The organism is Olsenella profusa, assembly GCF_016900315.1.
Lineage (GTDB): Bacteria > Actinomycetota > Coriobacteriia > Coriobacteriales > Atopobiaceae > Thermophilibacter > Thermophilibacter profusus_A.
In genome coordinates, this window is record NZ_JACSNQ010000015.1 from 1 (window position 1) to 15,885 (window position 15,885).

Sequence of the window (15,885 nt, forward strand, 5' to 3'; positions counted from 1 at the left end):
CACCCCCTTACCGCCCCCTTACACAGTCCCCACGTTCTTCTCGCTATACTCGAATCACGATATATCGAATCTCGATATATTCCTTGAGAGGGGGCGATCGCATGGACGCCCACATCCGCCGGGCCTACGTGCCCATGACCGAGACGGGCTTCTACATCCTGCTCTGCCTTCGCCACGAGGCGCACGGCTACGGCATCGTCCAGCAGGTCAGGGCGCTCACGGACGGCGAGGTCAGCATCGCGCCGGGAACGCTCTACGGCACGCTCTCCAAGATGGAGAAGGACGCCCTCATCCGCTTTGTGCGCGAGGAGGACAAGCGAAAGATCTATCTGATCACGGACCTGGGACAAGAGGTGCTGGGGCTGGAGATGCACCGCATCGAGCGGCTCTGGCGGACCATGAGGGAGGCGCAGCAGTCATGAGGAGCAGGGACAAAAAGACCACGTTCAAGTGCTTCACCATCGCCGCCTGGGACAGGGAGCAGGAGTACCTGCGCCGGGAGCACCGCGCGGGGTGGGAGCTCGAGCGCATCGACTTCGCCAACCTGTACCGGTTTCGTCGCTGCGAGCCGGCCGACGTGGTCTACCAGCTCGACTACAACCCCGAGGGCCTCGCGCACGCGGACGAGTACGTGCAGATGTTCGCCGACCTGGGCTGGGAGCACGTGCTGGACTACGCGGGCTACAGCTACTTCCGCAAGCCGGTGGCCCAGATGTGCGCGGCCGACGAGGAGATCTTCTGCGACGACGCCTCGCGCCTGGAGCTCTTGCGGCGGGTCTTCGTGGGCCGGATGGTGCCGGCGCTCGTGATCGTGGTCGCGCTGGAGGTGCCCCTCGTCGTGCAGGCGGCGGTCGAGCGCTCGACGGACCTGGTGGCCCTGGGCGTGGCGCTCGTGCTGATGCTCGTGGTCTATGCCGTGGTCTTTGTGCAGTTCGCGGTGCGCTACCTGCGGCTGCGGGGAGCGGCGTAGCGGCGCGCCCCGGCGCCCGCGTGCCGCGGTTTAGGAGGGGGCCCGTCGGGGTACGAGAAGGACAACGGGCGCGGAGGTGCCGTGCCGACGGGAGAGAGGAACGCCCATGGCCGAGGTCAAGTTCTATCGCTGCAACCACTGCGGCAACATCGTCGCCATTGTGAAGGACGGGGGCGTCACGCCGAGCTGCTGCGGGGAGCCGATGGAGCTGCTTGTGGCCGGCTCCACCGACGCCGCCACGGAGAAGCACGTGCCCGTGGTGACGCGCGACGGCAACCACCTGCGCGTCAGCGTGGGCTCGGTGGCCCACCCCATGACCGAGGAGCACTACATCGAGTGGATCGCGCTGGCCACGGACGGCAAGCTCTGCCTCAAGCACCTCAAGCCGGGTGACGAGCCGGCCACGACCTTCGGCGCGTGCTGCGCGGAGGGCGGCACCATCTACGCCTACTGCAACCTGCACGGTCTCTGGAAGGCCGACGTGTAGGGCTTGCCAGCACACGGGCGTGACGCGGGCCTCGGGCAGCCGGGGCCCGCCTTCGTTTTGCGCGTCAAAAGGGCGGCGAGAAGAACCCGGCGAGAAGGACGGGCGAGGGGCCGGCAGCAGGACGGGCGAAAGGGGCCGGCCGCGTGTCCGTCGCCGCCCCGTCCTTCTCGCCCTATGGCACAATTGAGCGAGCTGAGAGACTGTTGGGGAGGGACCCATGAGAATCGCGATCGCGCAGATGGAGACCCGTGCGGGGGACTTCGAGGAGACGGCGCGCCGGATGGTCGAGCGCTCCCGCCGCGCGGCCGAGCAGGGCGTGGATCTGCTCGTGTTCCCGGCGGCCACGCTCTGCGGCGTCACGCCGGTGTCGCGCTCTGACCGCGAGGGCTTCCTGCTTGACCTCGCGGGCTGCGTCATGGGGCTCGCCGAGGAGCTCGTGTGCCCGTGCCTGGTGCCCGTCCTCACCGAGACGGATGGCGCGGCGTTGCCGGATGCCCTGCTCGTCGACGGCGAGGACATCCGGCCCGTGGGCCTTGCCGCGCGCCTGGAGGCGCTGGCAGCCGGCGACAAGGACGACGACTCGCCCACGGGTCTGCCCGAGCTGGAGTTTGCCGGTGCGCGCCTGGGCGTGGCCTTCACCTACGAGGACCTCGACACCTATGACGAGTACGACTACGATGTCGACGTGATCGTGTTCCTCTCCGGCTACGGCTTTGCCGTGGACGACCCGTCGAGCGCCATGGGCTCCTCGCTCACCGAGGGCCGCTTTCCGGCGGACGCCGAGGCCACGGGCGCCTGGATCGTGGGCGCGGCGTCGCTCGGCTGCTACGACGGGCAGGTCTTCACGGGCTCGAGCTTCGTGCTGGCGCCGTGGGGGGAGCTCGCGGCGCAGGCGCCGGCCTTCGAGGAGGCGCTGCTTGTCTGCGACGTCGACCCGTCGGCGGAGGGCCCGCTTGCCGCGCCGCTCACCCCCGAGGTCTATGACGCCCCGCTCACGGCCTGGGGCGCGCTCACGACGGGCCTTGCCGCGGCCGTGCGCCGCGCGGGCGCCGAGGGGGCGTGCGTCGCGCTTGACGGGAGCCTGAACGCGCTGCTCGTGGCGACGCTCGCCGTGGACGCGCTCGGGCCGGCCCGGGTGCGCGCGCTCGTGCTTCTGACCGGCGACCCCACGCGTGACGCCGCCTCGGAGGTGCTCGTGCGCGCCCTGCGCCTGGCGGAGGGCAGCGTGGAGCGCCTCGACCTCTCCGGCGAGAAGGACCTCGTGCTGGCCCGCGGCCTCGCCGAGGCCCACCTCGCGGCGCTCGCCGCGCGTGAGGGCTGCCTGCCGCTCGGCTCGCTCGACAAGACCGGTCGCGCCCTCGAGCCCGCGCCTCCCGTGAGCGCCGCACGCCTGCAGCCGCTCGGCGACGTCTACCGCTCCGACGTGGCCGCCCTCGCGCGGCTGCGCAACACCATCTCCCCGGTCATGCCGACGCTGGCGTCCCTGGAGCTGCCCGTGCCGGAGGTCGTCGGGCTGGACGAGCTGTCCGGAGCGGAGGCGCGCGTGGAGTTCTGCGACCTCGTGCTCTCCGGCTACCTCGAGTGGGACCTGAGCGTCTCCGACATCGCGGCAGAGCGCGGGCACGACGGGCTCGTGGCTGCGGTCGTCTCCTCGCTGCGTGCGCACGAGCCCGCGCGCGCCGGGCAGACCGCGGGCTCGATCACGCTCTCGTCGCGCACCCTCGAGGAGGCGCGCGGGCCGCTGGGCCTGGCCTGGGACGACCGCGTGCGCCCCGCGTCCGAGCGGCTGTCCGGCCGGCTTGCGTCGCTGGCGAGCGAGGTCGCCGAGTCCTCCTCCGACGAGCCGGAGGAGGGGGCCGACCCCGCCGACTCTGGCGAGAACCGCGAGCGCGACGTACGTGACCTGCTCGGCTACCTGCGGGACTTCTCCCTGGGCGGCGGCTTTGCCCCGCTCGGCGGGACGGACCAGGGCGGCCGTGGCGGCGAGGGCCCGCTTTCGGGCGGGTCGTTCTGGGAGAGCCCGTTCTCCGAGAACTGAGAAAGGCCCGCGCCGCGGCCCTGCCTCGCCCCGTCGTCACGCGCCCTCCGCGAAACCCCCCCAACGCCACTTGCCCCCTCGTCCCCGTGTGCTATGATAGAACGAACGTTCGTATTCGCGTGGAGGGAGGCACATGGTCATCCTCGGCATAGACCCGGGGCTCGCTCATACGGGCTGGGGCGTCGTGGAGACGCGTGGGTCCGTGTGCCGCGCCCGCGCGTACGGCTGCGTGGCCACCTCCGCCCGCGAGCCCATCGACCTGCGGCTCGGCCGGATCTACCGCGAGCTGCGTGACGTCATAGAGCGCTACGGCCCCACGGAGCTCGCCATAGAGAGCATCTACTTCGGCGAGAACACCAAGTCCGCCATCGCCACCGCCCAGGCGCGCGGCGCGGCCATCGTGGCGTGCTCGACGGCGGGCCTCACGGTTGGGGAGTACACTCCCATGCAGATCAAGCAGGCGGTGGTGGGCACGGGCGCCGCGGACAAGCGCCAGGTGATCTACATGGTGCGCACCATCCTGGCGCTGGACCACGAGCCACGCCCGGACCACGCCGCGGACGCCCTGGCCGCCGCCGTCTGCCACGCCAACGTCACCAGAACCAAGAGCCTCGGGGAGGCAAGGAGGGTCCTCACGTGATAGTCCAGCTGACCGGCACGCTCGTGGAGGTGACGCCCTCCCGCGTGGTCCTTGACGTGGGGGGCGTCGGCTACGAGCTTGGCGTCTCCTCCACCACCGCGGCCTCGCTGCCGCACGCGGGGGAGGCCGGCGTCACCATCCTCACGCGCATGGTCGTGCGGGAGGACGCCATGGAGCTCTATGGCTTCTCCTCCCGCGAGGAGCGAGCCCTCTTCGACCAGCTGCGCGCCATCTCGGGCGTGGGCGCCCGCCTTGCCCTGGCCGTGCTCTCGACCTTCTCGCCGGCAGCGCTCGCCCAGGTGGTCATCGCCCAGGACGCCGCGCGCATGGCGCAGGTGCCCGGCATCGGCCGCAAGAAGGCGAGCCGCCTCATCGTGGAGCTCTCCGACGTCTTCTCCAAGAACGCGGAGCTGCGCGGGCTGGTGGGGCTCACCGAGCCGGGGGAGCCGTCGCTGCCGCTCTCCGCGCCCAGCGCGTCCGGCACCGCGGAGGCCGACGCCACCGAGGCGCTGCTCTCCATGGGCTTCACCTCGCAGGAGGCAGAGCTCGCGCTGGAGGGCCACGCGGAGGCCGGCGCCGTGAGCGTGGAGCAGGTGCTCGCCTACGCGCTGCGCCGCCTGGGGAGTGGTAGATGATGTGGGAGGCAGACGAGAAGGACCTCTTTGCGGACCGCGCGCCCGTGCGCAACGCGGGCCCGCGCAGCGTCTCCGGCGAGCTCACCGCAGACGACCTAGACCAGGACCGGACGCTGCGCCCGCGCACGCTCGACGACTACATCGGCCAGGAGCGCGTGCGCGAGAACCTGCGCGTGCTCATCCAGGCCGCGCGCGACCGCGGCGAGGCGCTCGACCACGTGATCTTCTCGGGCCCCCCGGGCCTGGGCAAGACCACGCTCGCCGGTATCGTCGCCAACGAGATGGGCGCCAAGATGCACACCACCTCCGGCCCCGCCATCGAGCGCGCCGGCGACCTCGCGGCCATCCTCACCAACCTCGAGGAGGGTGACGTCCTCTTTGTGGACGAGATTCACCGTCTCAACCACCAGATCGAGGAGATTCTCTACCCGGCGATGGAGGACTTCTTCCTGGACATCGTCATCGGCAAGGGGCCGGCGGCGCGCTCCATCCGGATCGACGTGCCGCACTTCACGCTCGTGGGCGCCACCACGCGCACGGGGCTGCTCACCGGCCCCCTGCGTGACCGCTTTGGCATCTCGTACCGCCTGGACTACTACACCACCGAGGAGCTCGCCGTCATCGTGACCCGCTCGGCGGGGATCCTGGGCGTCGACATTGACGCCCAGGGCGCCGCCGAGATCGCCTCGCGCTCGCGCGGCACGCCGCGCCTGGCCAACCGCCTGCTCAAGCGCGTGCGCGACTATGCCCAGGTCAAGCGCGAGGGCAAGATCACCTGGGAGGTGGCGGCCGAGGCGCTCGAGTTCTTCGAGATTGACGCGATGGGCCTCGACACCATGGACGTGCGCATCCTGACGGCGCTCTGCAAGACCTTCCGTGGCCGCCCGGTGGGGCTCACCACCATAGCGAGCGCGGTCTCGGAGGACCCCTCCACGCTGGAGGACGTCTACGAGCCGTACCTGCTGCAGCGCGGGCTCATCGTGCGCACGCCGCAGGGCCGCCAGGCCACGCTCGCGGCCTTCGACCACCTGGGGATCGAGCCGCCGTCGCGCTGAGGCACCCGGCGGCCGGTCCGCCCGCGCCGCCCGCGGCGCGCCGTCGTCGGCGGGGCCGCGGCCGCAAGGTTCTTCTCGCCAACGAGGGCACGGGCGGGGGCGCGATACCGCTATGATGGGGGCGTACGAGCTCGCCCAAGCAGCAAAGGAGACCCACGTGAGCGACTTCGTCAAGGTAGAGAACGTCTTCGTCAACCAGAGCATCCAGTCACGCGAGGAGGCCCTGCGCTTCATCTGCGAGAAGGGCGCCGAGCTCGGCGTCGTCACCGACGTCGAGGCCGCCTACGACGCCTTCGTCGCGCGCGAGGAGATGGGCGAGACCGGCATGACCGACGGCTTCGCCGTGCCGCACGCCAAGTCCGCCGCCATCAGCGAGGCGGCCGTCATCGTGATCAAGAACGACCATCCCCTCGAGTGGCCGAGCTTCGATGACAAGCCCGTCGACGTCATGATCGCGCTGCTCGTACCGGACAGCGAGGCGGGCACCACCCACATCCGCCTGCTCTCCAAGACCGCCGTGCTGCTTATGCGCGACGAGTTCAAAAACCTCGTGCGCGGCACGGACGACCCGCAGGCCATCGCCGACGCCGTCAACGCCGGCATCGCCGAGGAGTAGTCTCGGCACGCTGTCAGAGCGGCCCCGTCGGCCCAGGCCGGCGGGGCCTCGTCATAGGGGAGGCATCATGTTCAAGCAGACTACCGACAAGCGCGTCGCCGTCTTCGTGGCCTCCGGCCTCGAGGAGATCGAGGGGCTCACGGTGGTGGACGTGCTCTTTCGCGCGGGCGTGCCGTGTGACACCGTGGCCATCACGCCCGACCACATGGTCACCTCGTCCCATGAGGTGACCATCGTCTGCGACCGCTCGATCGCCGACGAGGACTTCTCCTTTGGGGACTACGACCTGCTCGTGCTGCCCGGCGGCATCCCCGGCACGCCGAACCTGCGCGCCTGCGAGCCGCTCTGTAACGCGCTCGTGGCGCAGGCCGAGAAGGGCGGCGCGCTTGCGGCCATCTGCGCGGCGCCGTCGATCCTGGCCGAGCTCGGGCTGCTCAAGGGGCGTCGCGCGACGTCCAACCCCGGCTTCCAGCACGTCCTTGCCGAGCACGGCGCCGAGCTTTTGCCCGACGAGCCGGTCGTGGTGGACGGCAACGTCATCACGAGCCAGGGCGCGGGCACGGCGATGCTCTTCGGCCTGGAGATCGTCCGCCTCATCCTGGGCGACGAGGCCGTCGAGCGCGTCCGCGAGGGCGTCGTCCTGCGCTAGCCTTTCTGTGGCAGGTCCTTCTCGACCTTTCGCTGCGCGGATGTGCGTAGTCGGGCGTGCGGGCGTGCGTGGTCTGGCCTGCGAACGTGCGCGGCCCGGGGCTGCCCGGCTCCGGGCCGCAGCCCCCATCTGGGCCGCTCCGGCGCGGGCAAGAAGTGTGTCCAGCGCGTGACCGAACGCGCCGCCTGGTTGACTTGCCGTACCCGGATGCTTATCTTCTCCGTATCAAAACACGGTATTTTTGCATATTTTGCTGTGAATATGCAATAAAAGAAAGGATTTGTACCAATGGAGCACATACGGGCGTGCGTGGTGGGAGCCACGGGCTACGCGGGGATCGAGGCGTGCCGTCTGGTGCTTGCCCACCCCACCCTCGAGCTCACGATGGTCACGGACCGCAAACAGGCCGGGGAGCGCCTCGACGCCGTCTACCCGCAGCTTGCCGGGGCCTGCGACCTCGAGTTCTCGCTGCCCGAGCCCGACGCCATCGCCGCCGCGGCCGACGTGGCGTTTCTCGCCGTGCCGCACACCGCGAGCCTTGCGCTCACGCCCGCCCTTCTGGAGCGCGGCGTCACTGTGCTCGACCTCTCGGCTGACTACCGCCTGCACGACCCGGCGGTCTACGAGGCCTGGTACAACACCCCGCACACGAGTCCCGAGCTCCTCTCCCGCACCGTCTACGGCCTGCCGGAGCTCTTCCGGGACGGTCTGGCGGCCCTCGCCAAGCGCCGCGCCGCCGGCGAGGCCGTGCTCGTGGCCGTGCCGGGCTGCTACCCCACGGCCACGGCACTTGCCGCGGCCCCCGCGCTCAGGGCGGGGCTTGCCACCGGCGACCTCGTGATCGCCGACGCCATCTCTGGCGTCTCCGGCGCCGGCCGCTCCTGCACCGCCCGCACCCACTTCTGCCACGCCAACGAGTCCGTTGAGGCCTACGGCGTGGGTCACCACCGCCACACACCGGAGATCGAGCAGACACTGACCGAGCTCGCCGGCCATGAGATGTCGGTCGTCTTCACGCCGCACCTCGCCCCGCTCACGCGCGGGCTGCTCTCCACGGTCTACCTCGAGGCAGCCGAGGGGGTCACGGCCGAGGACGTCCAGGCCGCCTACGAGCGCGCCTATGCTAACGAGCCGCTGGTCACCACGCTCCCGGCCGGCACCATGCCCGCCACGGCGTCGGTCGCCGCCACCGCGCGCGCCCAGGTGGGCGTGGCCCTCGACGACCGACGACGACGCACGATCGTCGCCTCCTGCGCGATCGACAACCTCGGGAAGGGCGCGGCCGCCCAGGCCGTCCAGTGCGCCAACGTGGTGCTTGGCCTCCCCGAGACCGCCGGGCTTCTCGCCGCGGCGCCCCTCATCTGACCTGTCCGCGCGCCTGAGCGGCGCGCCCCGTCATCGGAGAGTCACCACATGGATACGATAGAGCCCCTCTGCGTGCCGACCACCGCCGACGCGCCCGCCGCCTTTGGCTTCGAGCCGTGCGACGGGGGCGTGTGCGCCGCCGACGGCATGCGTGCCGCCGGCGTCTCGGCCGGATTTCGCAAGAACCCCAACCGCCTCGACCTCGCGCTCGTCGTCGCCGACGAGTCGTGCGTGGTCGCGGGCACCTTCACCACCAACCGCTTCTGCGCCGCCCCGGTGACGCTGAGCCGCGAGCGCGCCGCCCGCGGCCGGGCCCGCGCCGTGGTGCTCAACTCCGGCAACGCCAACGCCGCGACCGGCGAGCCGGGCCTTGAGGTGGCCCGCCGCTCGGCCGAGATCGTGGCCGCCGAGCTGGGCTGCGCGCCCGAGGACGTGCTCGTGGCCTCCACCGGCGTGATCGGCGCCCAGCTGCCGATTGCGCCCTTCGAGACCGGCGTGCCCGCCGCCGCCCGCGCGCTCGCGCCCACCGCGGCCGCGGCCCACGACGCCGCCTGCGCCGTCATGACCACCGACACCCACCCCAAGGAGGTCGCCTTCTGCGGCGCCGTGCCGGACGGGCGCGGCGGCGAGGTCACGGTACACGTGGGTGGCTTCGTCAAGGGCTCGGGCATGATCCAGCCCAACATGGCCACGATGCTCGCCGTGCTCTCCACCGACGCGCCGCTCACGGCCGAGGCCGCCCACCAGGCCCTGCTCGACGCCGTACGCGTGAGCTTCAACAAGGTCACCGTGGACTCCGACACCTCCACCAACGACACGGCCCTGCTCTTTGCCACCGGCGCGGCCGGCGGCGAGAAGATCGGGCCCGACTCGCCGGCCTACCCGGCCGTGGCCGCGGCGGTGCGGGGCGCCTGCACCGAGCTCGCGCGGCAGATCGCGGCCGACGGCGAGGGCGCCACCAAACTGGTGACGGTCAACGTCCTGGGCGCGGCGAGCGACGCCGACGCCGACACCGTGGCGCGTGCGATCGCCAACTCGCCGCTCGTCAAGACCGCGATCTTCGGCCATGACGCCAACTGGGGACGCGTGGCGGCCGCCGCTGGCAAGTGCGGCGTGCCCTTCGACCAGCGTCTCGTTGACATCGACCTTCTGGGCGTGCCCGTCTGCCGCGCCGGCCTCACGGTGCCGATGGACGAGGACGACATGCTGCGCCGCTTCGACGCGCCCGAGGTGGAGATTACCGTGAGCCTGAACGCCGGCACCTCCTGCACGCGCATCTGGACCTGCGACCTCACGCACGACTACGTCACCATCAACGGGGACTACCGCACGTAGCCGGCCATGCACCGGGCCCTTCCGTCCCGGCCCCAGGTACTTCTCGCCAGATCATCAAGGAGGAACACATGCAGAAGCGCGACCGGCTCGAGCGTGACCGCGCGGTGTCCAAGGTCGAGGTGCTCACCGAGGCGCTGCCGTGGATCAACCGCATGCGCGGCAAGACCTTCGTCATCAAGTACGGCGGCTCGGCGATGGAGGATGCCGAGCTCTGCCGCCAGGTGGTGGCCGACATCGAGCTGCTCAAGCTCATGGGCATCCGCGTGGTGCTGGTCCACGGCGGCGGCAAGGCGATCAACGCCCAGCTCAAGGCCCTGAACATCCCCGTCAGCTTCAAGGGCGGCCTGCGCGTGACCGACGAGGCCACTATGCGCGCGGTCCAGCAGGTGCTCGTGGGCCAGGTCAACCAGGACCTGGTCTGGGCCCTGAACGAGTACGGCCACAACGCCGTGGGCATCTCCGGCGCGGACGGCAAGACCCTGAAGGCCGCGCCGATGGACCCCGAGCTCGGGCGCGTCGGCCGCATCCGCGAGGTTGACCCGAGCCTCATCGAGACGATCCTCGAGGACGGCTACATCCCCGTGATCGCAAGCGTCGGCTGCGGCCCGGACGGCTTCTACAACATCAACGCCGACGTCGCGGCCGGCAAGGTCGCCGAGGCGATGGGCGCCGACAAGCTCATCTACCTCACCGACGTCGACGGCCTCTACGGTGACATCAACGACGAGGACAGCCTCATCCAGACCCTCACCCGCACCGAGACCCACGTGCTGCTTGACTCCGGGGAGCTCGACGGGGGCATGCTGCCCAAGATCCGCTCGATCGCCGAGGCGCTCGACGCGGGCGTCTCCGAGGTCGTCATCCTCAACGGCACCTTCCCGCACTCGCTGCTCCTCGAGATCTTTACGGACGCGGGCTGCGGTACCATGTTCACGCAGGACTAGCCTGCCCGCGCCCCGTCCGGCCCGCAGGCAGGAACCAGCCATCCGAAGGGAGCACCATGTCCGCCGTCGACAAGAACCCCGCGCCCGCCACCGTCGCCGTCTCCGAGGAGGCCCTGCGCCTCGACGAGCGCTTCGTCATGCACACCTACGGCCGCCTGCCGGTGGAGTTTGTCTCCGGCCACGGCGCCACGCTCGTGGACGCCGCCGGCAAGGAGTACATCGACCTGCTCGGCGGGATCGGCTGCTCGAGTCTGGGCCACGCCAACCCCACCGTGGCCGCCGCCCTGCACGAGCAGATCGACCGCGTGTGGCAGGTGAGCAACTACTTCCATTCCACGGCTCGCGGCGAGCTTGCTGCGGCGCTCTCCGCGCTGCTCTCCACCGCCACCGACGAGGGCGGCCACGAGGTCGGCTCCACCGGCACGCACTGGAAGACCTTCTTCGCCAACTCCGGCGCCGAGGCCAACGAGGGCGCCATCAAGGTGGCCCGCCGCTGGGGCGAGAAGCACCTCGACGGCGCGAGCGTCATCGTGACCGCGCGCCAGAGCTTTCACGGTCGTACGCTGGCCACGCTGGCGGCCACCGGCCAGGACCACTTCCACGAGAGCTTCCGCCCGATGCCGGCCGGCTTCGTCTCCGTGCCGCTCAACGACATCTATGCCCTGCGTGAGGCCGTGGGCCGCACCGGCCGCGACGCCGTGTGCGCCGTCATGCTGGAGTGCGTGCAGGGCGAGGGCGGCGTCTGGAACGCCAACTACGACTACCTGCGCGACGTCCGCGAGCTCTGTACCGAGAAGAACGTCCTGCTGATCTGCGACGAGGTCCAGACCGGCTTCTTCCGCTGCGGCTCGCCGTTCTGCTACCAGCGCTCCGGGATCGAGCCGGACGTGGTCTCGATGGCCAAGGGCATCGCCGACGGCTTCCCGATGGGCGCCGTGGCGGCTCGCGCCGAGGTGGCCGACCTCATGGTCCCGGGCGACCACGGCTCGACCTTCGGCGGCAACGCGCTGGCGTGCGCGGCCGGCCTCGCCACGGTGCGGACCCTGGTCGACGAGGAGATGGGCGAGCACGTGCTCTCCGTCGGGCACCACCTGCGCCACCGCCTGGCCGCCATGGGCCACGTGAGCGAGGTCCGCGGCCACGGCCTCATGCGCGGCGCCCAGCTCGACGCTCCGGTGGCCACGCAGGCCGTGGAGGAGGGCCTGGCCGAGGGCCTCGTCCTGAACCACATCGGCGACTCGATCCTGCGCTTCCTGCCGCCGCTCGTGATCACCCGCGACGAGGTCGACGAGGCCTGCGACCGCCTCGAGGCCCTGCTCGACCGCCTGGTGTAGGCGCGGCGGCCGGTGGCTGGGCTGCCGGGCTCAGCTGTCGGGCCGAGTGTGGGGCCGGATTTACTAGCCCGGATCTGCCAGCCCAGCAGGGTTTACTAGCCCGGCAGGGTTTACTAGCCCGGCAGGGTTTACTAGCCCGGCACTGTCTGCGGACGGTTCTGACCTCCAAACCGTCCGGTGGCGGTGCGCCTGCAGAGGCGCGCACCGCTGCCGGACGGTTTTTCTCGGCAGTTCGACCGAAAACGGTGCGGCTGTGTGTGGGACTGTACGGGCTCCGCGGGCCCCGCGCCACTCCGCACCCTGCGCACCCCTTCCACAACCCCCCGCACTGCTTTCGGACGATTTCATGGGTAGAACCGTCCTCAGACAGTGCGGCCGAGAAGGACGTACCGTTTTTGGACGGTCTGACTGTCCGAACCGTCCGGAAACGGTGTCGCCAAGCGGCACGATACCGTTTTCGGACGATTTGAGCCTGCGGACCGTCCGGCAACGGTGCGCGGTTGGGTGCGCCGGAGATCCCCGCCCGGGCGCCGCCCCGGGCCACCACAAAACCGGATCTGTGGCCTCAGGTTCTTCTCGCCAGCCGTTCCCCGGCAAGAATAGACCGCTTACGAATCTGTCAGATGTCTGACGCTCATTGACAGTTAACTGCGCATGTCGTCTGCCAGCAGAAACGCTTCTCACAGGTGTAGAAATGACACCAATAACACAACTGATTAGCAATTTATCCAATCACGGTCCATGATTCTGTGGACAATCCTCCTTCACCGGGCAGGGCCGCCCGGTGGGGAAGGGGGACTGTCATGAGTCGTGTCGTTGACGTGAGAATCGCCGGGCTGCTGGAGCGCTCGGAGGAGGCAGGGACGTGCCTTGTCCTGACGGAGCCTGCGGAACCTGACGCCGAGGCGCTTCGGCGCGCGCTTTCCCGGCGCGTCGCCAACGGCGCGGTCGTCTCGCCGGCGCGCGGGCTGTTTGCCGACGCGGACACGTGGTCGGGCCTCGGGCCGTCCGAGCGCGCCCTCTGGCTTGCGCGCGGGCTGCAGGCGCGCCACCCCGGCTGGGTGTTCTGCGGCCCGACGGCCGCGCTCGCCTATGGCCTCGACGTCTCCGAGACGCTGCTCGGGAGCACGCACGTGGCGCGCACGCCCGGTCACTGCGGGACGGGGTCCGCAGGCGTGACGCGGCACCCGGTACTCGGCGCGTGCCGGGGCTCGGCGGCTGGCGGCATCGAGGAGGGCGACACCGACGTGGCTGGCGTCGAGGTCGTCGGCGGCCTGCGGGTAACCCCGCCGCTGCAGACGGTGTTCGACTGCCTGAGGTGGACGGACTTCCCGCGGGGGCTCGGCGTCGTCGACTCCGCGCTGAGGTGCGCCCTCGTGGGCCGCGACGAGCTCGCGGGGTATGCGGAGTCGGCCGGTGCGCGCCGCCCGCGCGACGCCGGGCGCGTTCTGGGGACGCTCTCCTGGGCCGACCCACGAAGCGAGAACGGCGGGGAGTCGGTCGCGCGCGGACGGATGCTGCTGCTTGGCTACGCGCGACCCGAGCTGCAGGTGGAGGTGCCGCGCGTCATCGAGGGCGGCCAGCCGTGGCGCGCCGACTTCTGCTGGGTGCGCGCGGACGGGCGCGTCGTCCTTGGGGAGCTCGACGGGCGGGGAAAGTACGTCGAGCGGGAGCTCATGGGCGGCCGGAGCATCGACGAGGTGCTGTCCGACGAGAACATCCGCGGGTCGCGCTTCAGCCTGTACGACGTCGCGCTGATGCGCTTCCGCTTTGGCGTCACGGAGCGGCCCGCGGAGTTTGCGAGGCTGCTCGACGAGTACGGCGTGCCGCTGCGGGGCTCGGAGCTGGCGCTGCCCGAGGGGGCCGCGATGGTCCCGGACTGGGAGGTGCTGCGTCGCCGTGGGAACTAGGGGCGTGGCCCGGGGTTCTTCTCGGCGGATCGTCGGTGGTCGACAAGGCGTCGGTGGGCGGACGCCGTTGCGGGCGCACCGTTTCCGGACGGTTGGGGGGGTGAGAATCGTCTGGAAACAGTGCGCCGTCGGGGGTGCGTACCGTCATCGGACGGTCTGGAACCAAAAACCGTCCGGAAACGGTGCCACGTATCGCGTTACGAGGGGGCTATCGCGTTACGAGGGGACGCACCACTACCGGACGGTTTTTCTCGGCGGTTCGACCGAAAACGGTGCGGCCAGGGGGATGCGTACCGTTTTCGGACGTTTCTGCGGACAAGAACGTCCGAAAACGGTGCGGCCAAGGTGGACGGTCGTGCCATCCGCACCGCCCGCGGCGAGAAGAACCTGCGGCCGAGAAGAGCCCGCCGCCCGTGACCCGCTACGCGCGCTCGCCGGCGGGCACGCGCAGCATCACGCAGAAGCCCACCACGAAGAGCACCGAGATCGAGAGGACGCCCACGCTGGAGTTGCCGGTGAGCGCGGTGAACGTGCCCACCAGGAACGTCCCGAGCACCGCTGCGTACTTGCCGAAGATGTCGAAGAAGCCGAAGTACTCGTTGGCGCGCTCCTTCGGGCAGAGCTTGCCGAACTCGCTGCGGCTGAGCGCCTGGATGCCTCCCTGGAACATGCCCACCAGGATTGCCAGGAACCAGAACTCGGTGGCCGAGCGCAGGAAGAACGCCGCAAAGAGCGTGATGCCGAAGTACGCCGCGATGGCGATCAGCAGCATCCGCCGCGTGCCGAAGCGGCTGGACAGCCGCCCGTAGGCGATCGCGCTCGGAAACGCCACGATCTGCGTCACCAGAAGCGCCAGCACCAGCTGCGTGGAGTCGATGCCGAGGTCGGTGCCGTAGCTCGTCGAGAGCTTGATGATCGTGTGCACGCCGTCGATGTAGAAGAAGTACGCGATCATGTAGTAGCGGATCGCCCGGTTGGCCCAGATCTCGCGCAGCGTCCCGGCAAGGCCCCGCACCGCGCGGGAGACGGCGCGCGGCTCGCGCGGCTTGAAGTGCACCTGACGCACGTTCCTGAGCAGCGGAATCGTGAAGAGCGCCCACCACGCGCCCGTGATCACAAAGGCGATCTGCATGGCCGTCTGCAGCGTGATCCCGAGCGCCTCGTAGCCGAGCACCACGCCGAGGCAGGCGATGAACGGCACGCAGCTGCCCAGGTAGCCCCAGGCGTAGCCCTGGGAGGAGATCTCGTCCATGCGCTCGTCGGTGGTGGTGTCCACCAGGAGCGCGTCGTAGAAGACCATCGACGAGTTGAGCGCCACCGACGACACCACGTAGATCACGAGGAACGCGAGCGCCGTGGTGACAAAGCCGAGCGCCACCGTGGCCACCACGCCGGTGCCCACGCACCCCACGATGAAGCGCTTCTTCATGCCCTGCATGTCCGCGATGGAGCCCAAAACCGGCATGAGCAGCGCGATGATCAGCGACGCCACGGTCTCGGCGTAGCTCCACGCCACCACGACGCCGCCCTCGGGCGCAAGCGAGGAGAAGTAGATGGGGATGACGCTCGTGGCAAGCAGCACGAGCGCGGAGTTGCCCACGTCGTAGGCGATCCAGCTCTTCTCGGCGCGGGTCATCTTCTGGTTGGCCATGTGGCTCCCCTCCGGTGAGTCTGCACAACACTCCCATGGTAGGCAAATGTCTGACCGGAAGGCGTAAGAACTGCGTAAATGTCCCCGGCCGGCGTCCGGCGAGAAGAGCGGTAGCGCCCGGCGAGAAGAGCGGCGGCGCGGCCCTGAGCGGCCGCCTCGTGCCCCGCGTCGCCCGCCCGCGGCCCGCCCGTCCTTCTCGCCGGGCGCCACCCGCACGCGGATGCGGCATAATCGAAGGCGGCGCCGCACGCCGCAG

15 protein-coding genes are annotated in these 15,885 nt (G+C 70.3%); 14 read left to right on the forward strand and 1 reads right to left on the reverse strand.

What is annotated here, in order from left to right:
• Positions 1 to 101: 101 nt before the first annotated feature.
• The 14 genes from H9X80_RS07020 to H9X80_RS07085 all read left to right on the forward strand — a co-directional run bounded on the left by H9X80_RS07020 (position 102) and on the right by H9X80_RS07085 (position 13,978).
• On the forward strand, positions 102 to 422 hold the full coding sequence (locus H9X80_RS07020; protein ID WP_204793638.1) for a PadR family transcriptional regulator: 321 nt from the start codon (positions 102 to 104) through the stop codon (positions 420 to 422).
• Positions 419 to 970, forward strand: a complete 552-nt coding sequence (locus H9X80_RS07025; RefSeq protein ID WP_204793639.1) for a DUF2812 domain-containing protein — start codon at positions 419 to 421, stop codon at positions 968 to 970. Before H9X80_RS07020 ends, H9X80_RS07025 begins: the two co-directional genes overlap by 4 nt.
• Positions 971 to 1,076: 106 nt before the next feature.
• Positions 1,077 to 1,457 carry a desulfoferrodoxin gene (locus H9X80_RS07030; protein ID WP_204793640.1) on the forward strand — a complete coding sequence of 127 codons (381 nt, stop codon included), beginning with the start codon at positions 1,077 to 1,079 and terminating at the stop codon, positions 1,455 to 1,457.
• 217 nt (positions 1,458 to 1,674) lie between these two features.
• Positions 1,675 to 3,495, forward strand: coding sequence for a nitrilase-related carbon-nitrogen hydrolase (locus H9X80_RS07035; RefSeq protein ID WP_204793641.1), 1,821 nt, complete (start codon positions 1,675 to 1,677; stop codon positions 3,493 to 3,495).
• Positions 3,496 to 3,628: 133 nt separating this feature from the next.
• Positions 3,629 to 4,135, forward strand: a complete 507-nt coding sequence (ruvC, locus tag H9X80_RS07040) for a crossover junction endodeoxyribonuclease RuvC (protein WP_204793642.1) — start codon at positions 3,629 to 3,631, stop codon at positions 4,133 to 4,135.
• Complete coding sequence (ruvA, locus tag H9X80_RS07045; RefSeq protein WP_204793643.1) at positions 4,132 to 4,770, forward strand: Holliday junction branch migration protein RuvA; 639 nt, start codon at positions 4,132 to 4,134, stop codon at positions 4,768 to 4,770. Before ruvC ends, ruvA begins: the two co-directional genes overlap by 4 nt.
• Positions 4,770 to 5,825, forward strand: coding sequence for a Holliday junction branch migration DNA helicase RuvB (gene ruvB / locus H9X80_RS07050; protein WP_204793681.1), 1,056 nt, complete (start codon positions 4,770 to 4,772; stop codon positions 5,823 to 5,825). Before ruvA ends, ruvB begins: the two co-directional genes overlap by 1 nt.
• 157 nt (positions 5,826 to 5,982) lie before the next feature.
• Positions 5,983 to 6,441 (forward strand): fructose PTS transporter subunit IIA, encoded by a 459-nt coding sequence (locus H9X80_RS07055; protein WP_204793644.1) that lies wholly within the window; start codon positions 5,983 to 5,985, stop codon positions 6,439 to 6,441.
• Between the two features lie 67 nt (positions 6,442 to 6,508).
• Positions 6,509 to 7,090: a DJ-1 family glyoxalase III gene (locus H9X80_RS07060; protein WP_204793645.1), complete on the forward strand. Its 582-nt coding sequence runs from the start codon at positions 6,509 to 6,511 to the stop codon at positions 7,088 to 7,090.
• Between the two features lie 288 nt (positions 7,091 to 7,378).
• Entirely contained in the window at positions 7,379 to 8,455 is a 1,077-nt protein-coding gene (gene argC, locus H9X80_RS07065; protein ID WP_204793646.1) for an N-acetyl-gamma-glutamyl-phosphate reductase, read from the forward strand.
• Between the two features lie 48 nt (positions 8,456 to 8,503).
• On the forward strand, positions 8,504 to 9,790 hold the full coding sequence (gene argJ / locus H9X80_RS07070) for a bifunctional glutamate N-acetyltransferase/amino-acid acetyltransferase ArgJ (RefSeq protein WP_204793647.1): 1,287 nt from the start codon (positions 8,504 to 8,506) through the stop codon (positions 9,788 to 9,790).
• A gap of 68 nt (positions 9,791 to 9,858) precedes the next feature.
• Positions 9,859 to 10,734: an acetylglutamate kinase gene (gene argB, locus H9X80_RS07075; RefSeq protein ID WP_204793648.1), complete on the forward strand. Its 876-nt coding sequence runs from the start codon at positions 9,859 to 9,861 to the stop codon at positions 10,732 to 10,734.
• A gap of 56 nt (positions 10,735 to 10,790) precedes the next feature.
• Positions 10,791 to 12,068 carry an aspartate aminotransferase family protein gene (locus H9X80_RS07080; RefSeq protein ID WP_239471776.1) on the forward strand — a complete coding sequence of 426 codons (1,278 nt, stop codon included), beginning with the start codon at positions 10,791 to 10,793 and terminating at the stop codon, positions 12,066 to 12,068.
• Positions 12,069 to 12,871: 803 nt separating this feature from the next.
• A complete protein-coding gene (locus H9X80_RS07085; RefSeq protein WP_204793649.1) occupies positions 12,872 to 13,978 on the forward strand; it encodes a type IV toxin-antitoxin system AbiEi family antitoxin domain-containing protein in 1,107 nt (368 codons plus the stop codon).
• 421 nt (positions 13,979 to 14,399) lie between these two features.
• Here the strand turns inward: H9X80_RS07085 and H9X80_RS07090 are convergent, their stop codons facing one another.
• Entirely contained in the window at positions 14,400 to 15,629 is a 1,230-nt protein-coding gene (locus H9X80_RS07090) for an MFS transporter (RefSeq protein WP_204793650.1), read from the reverse strand.
• Positions 15,630 to 15,885: the final 256 nt, after the last annotated feature.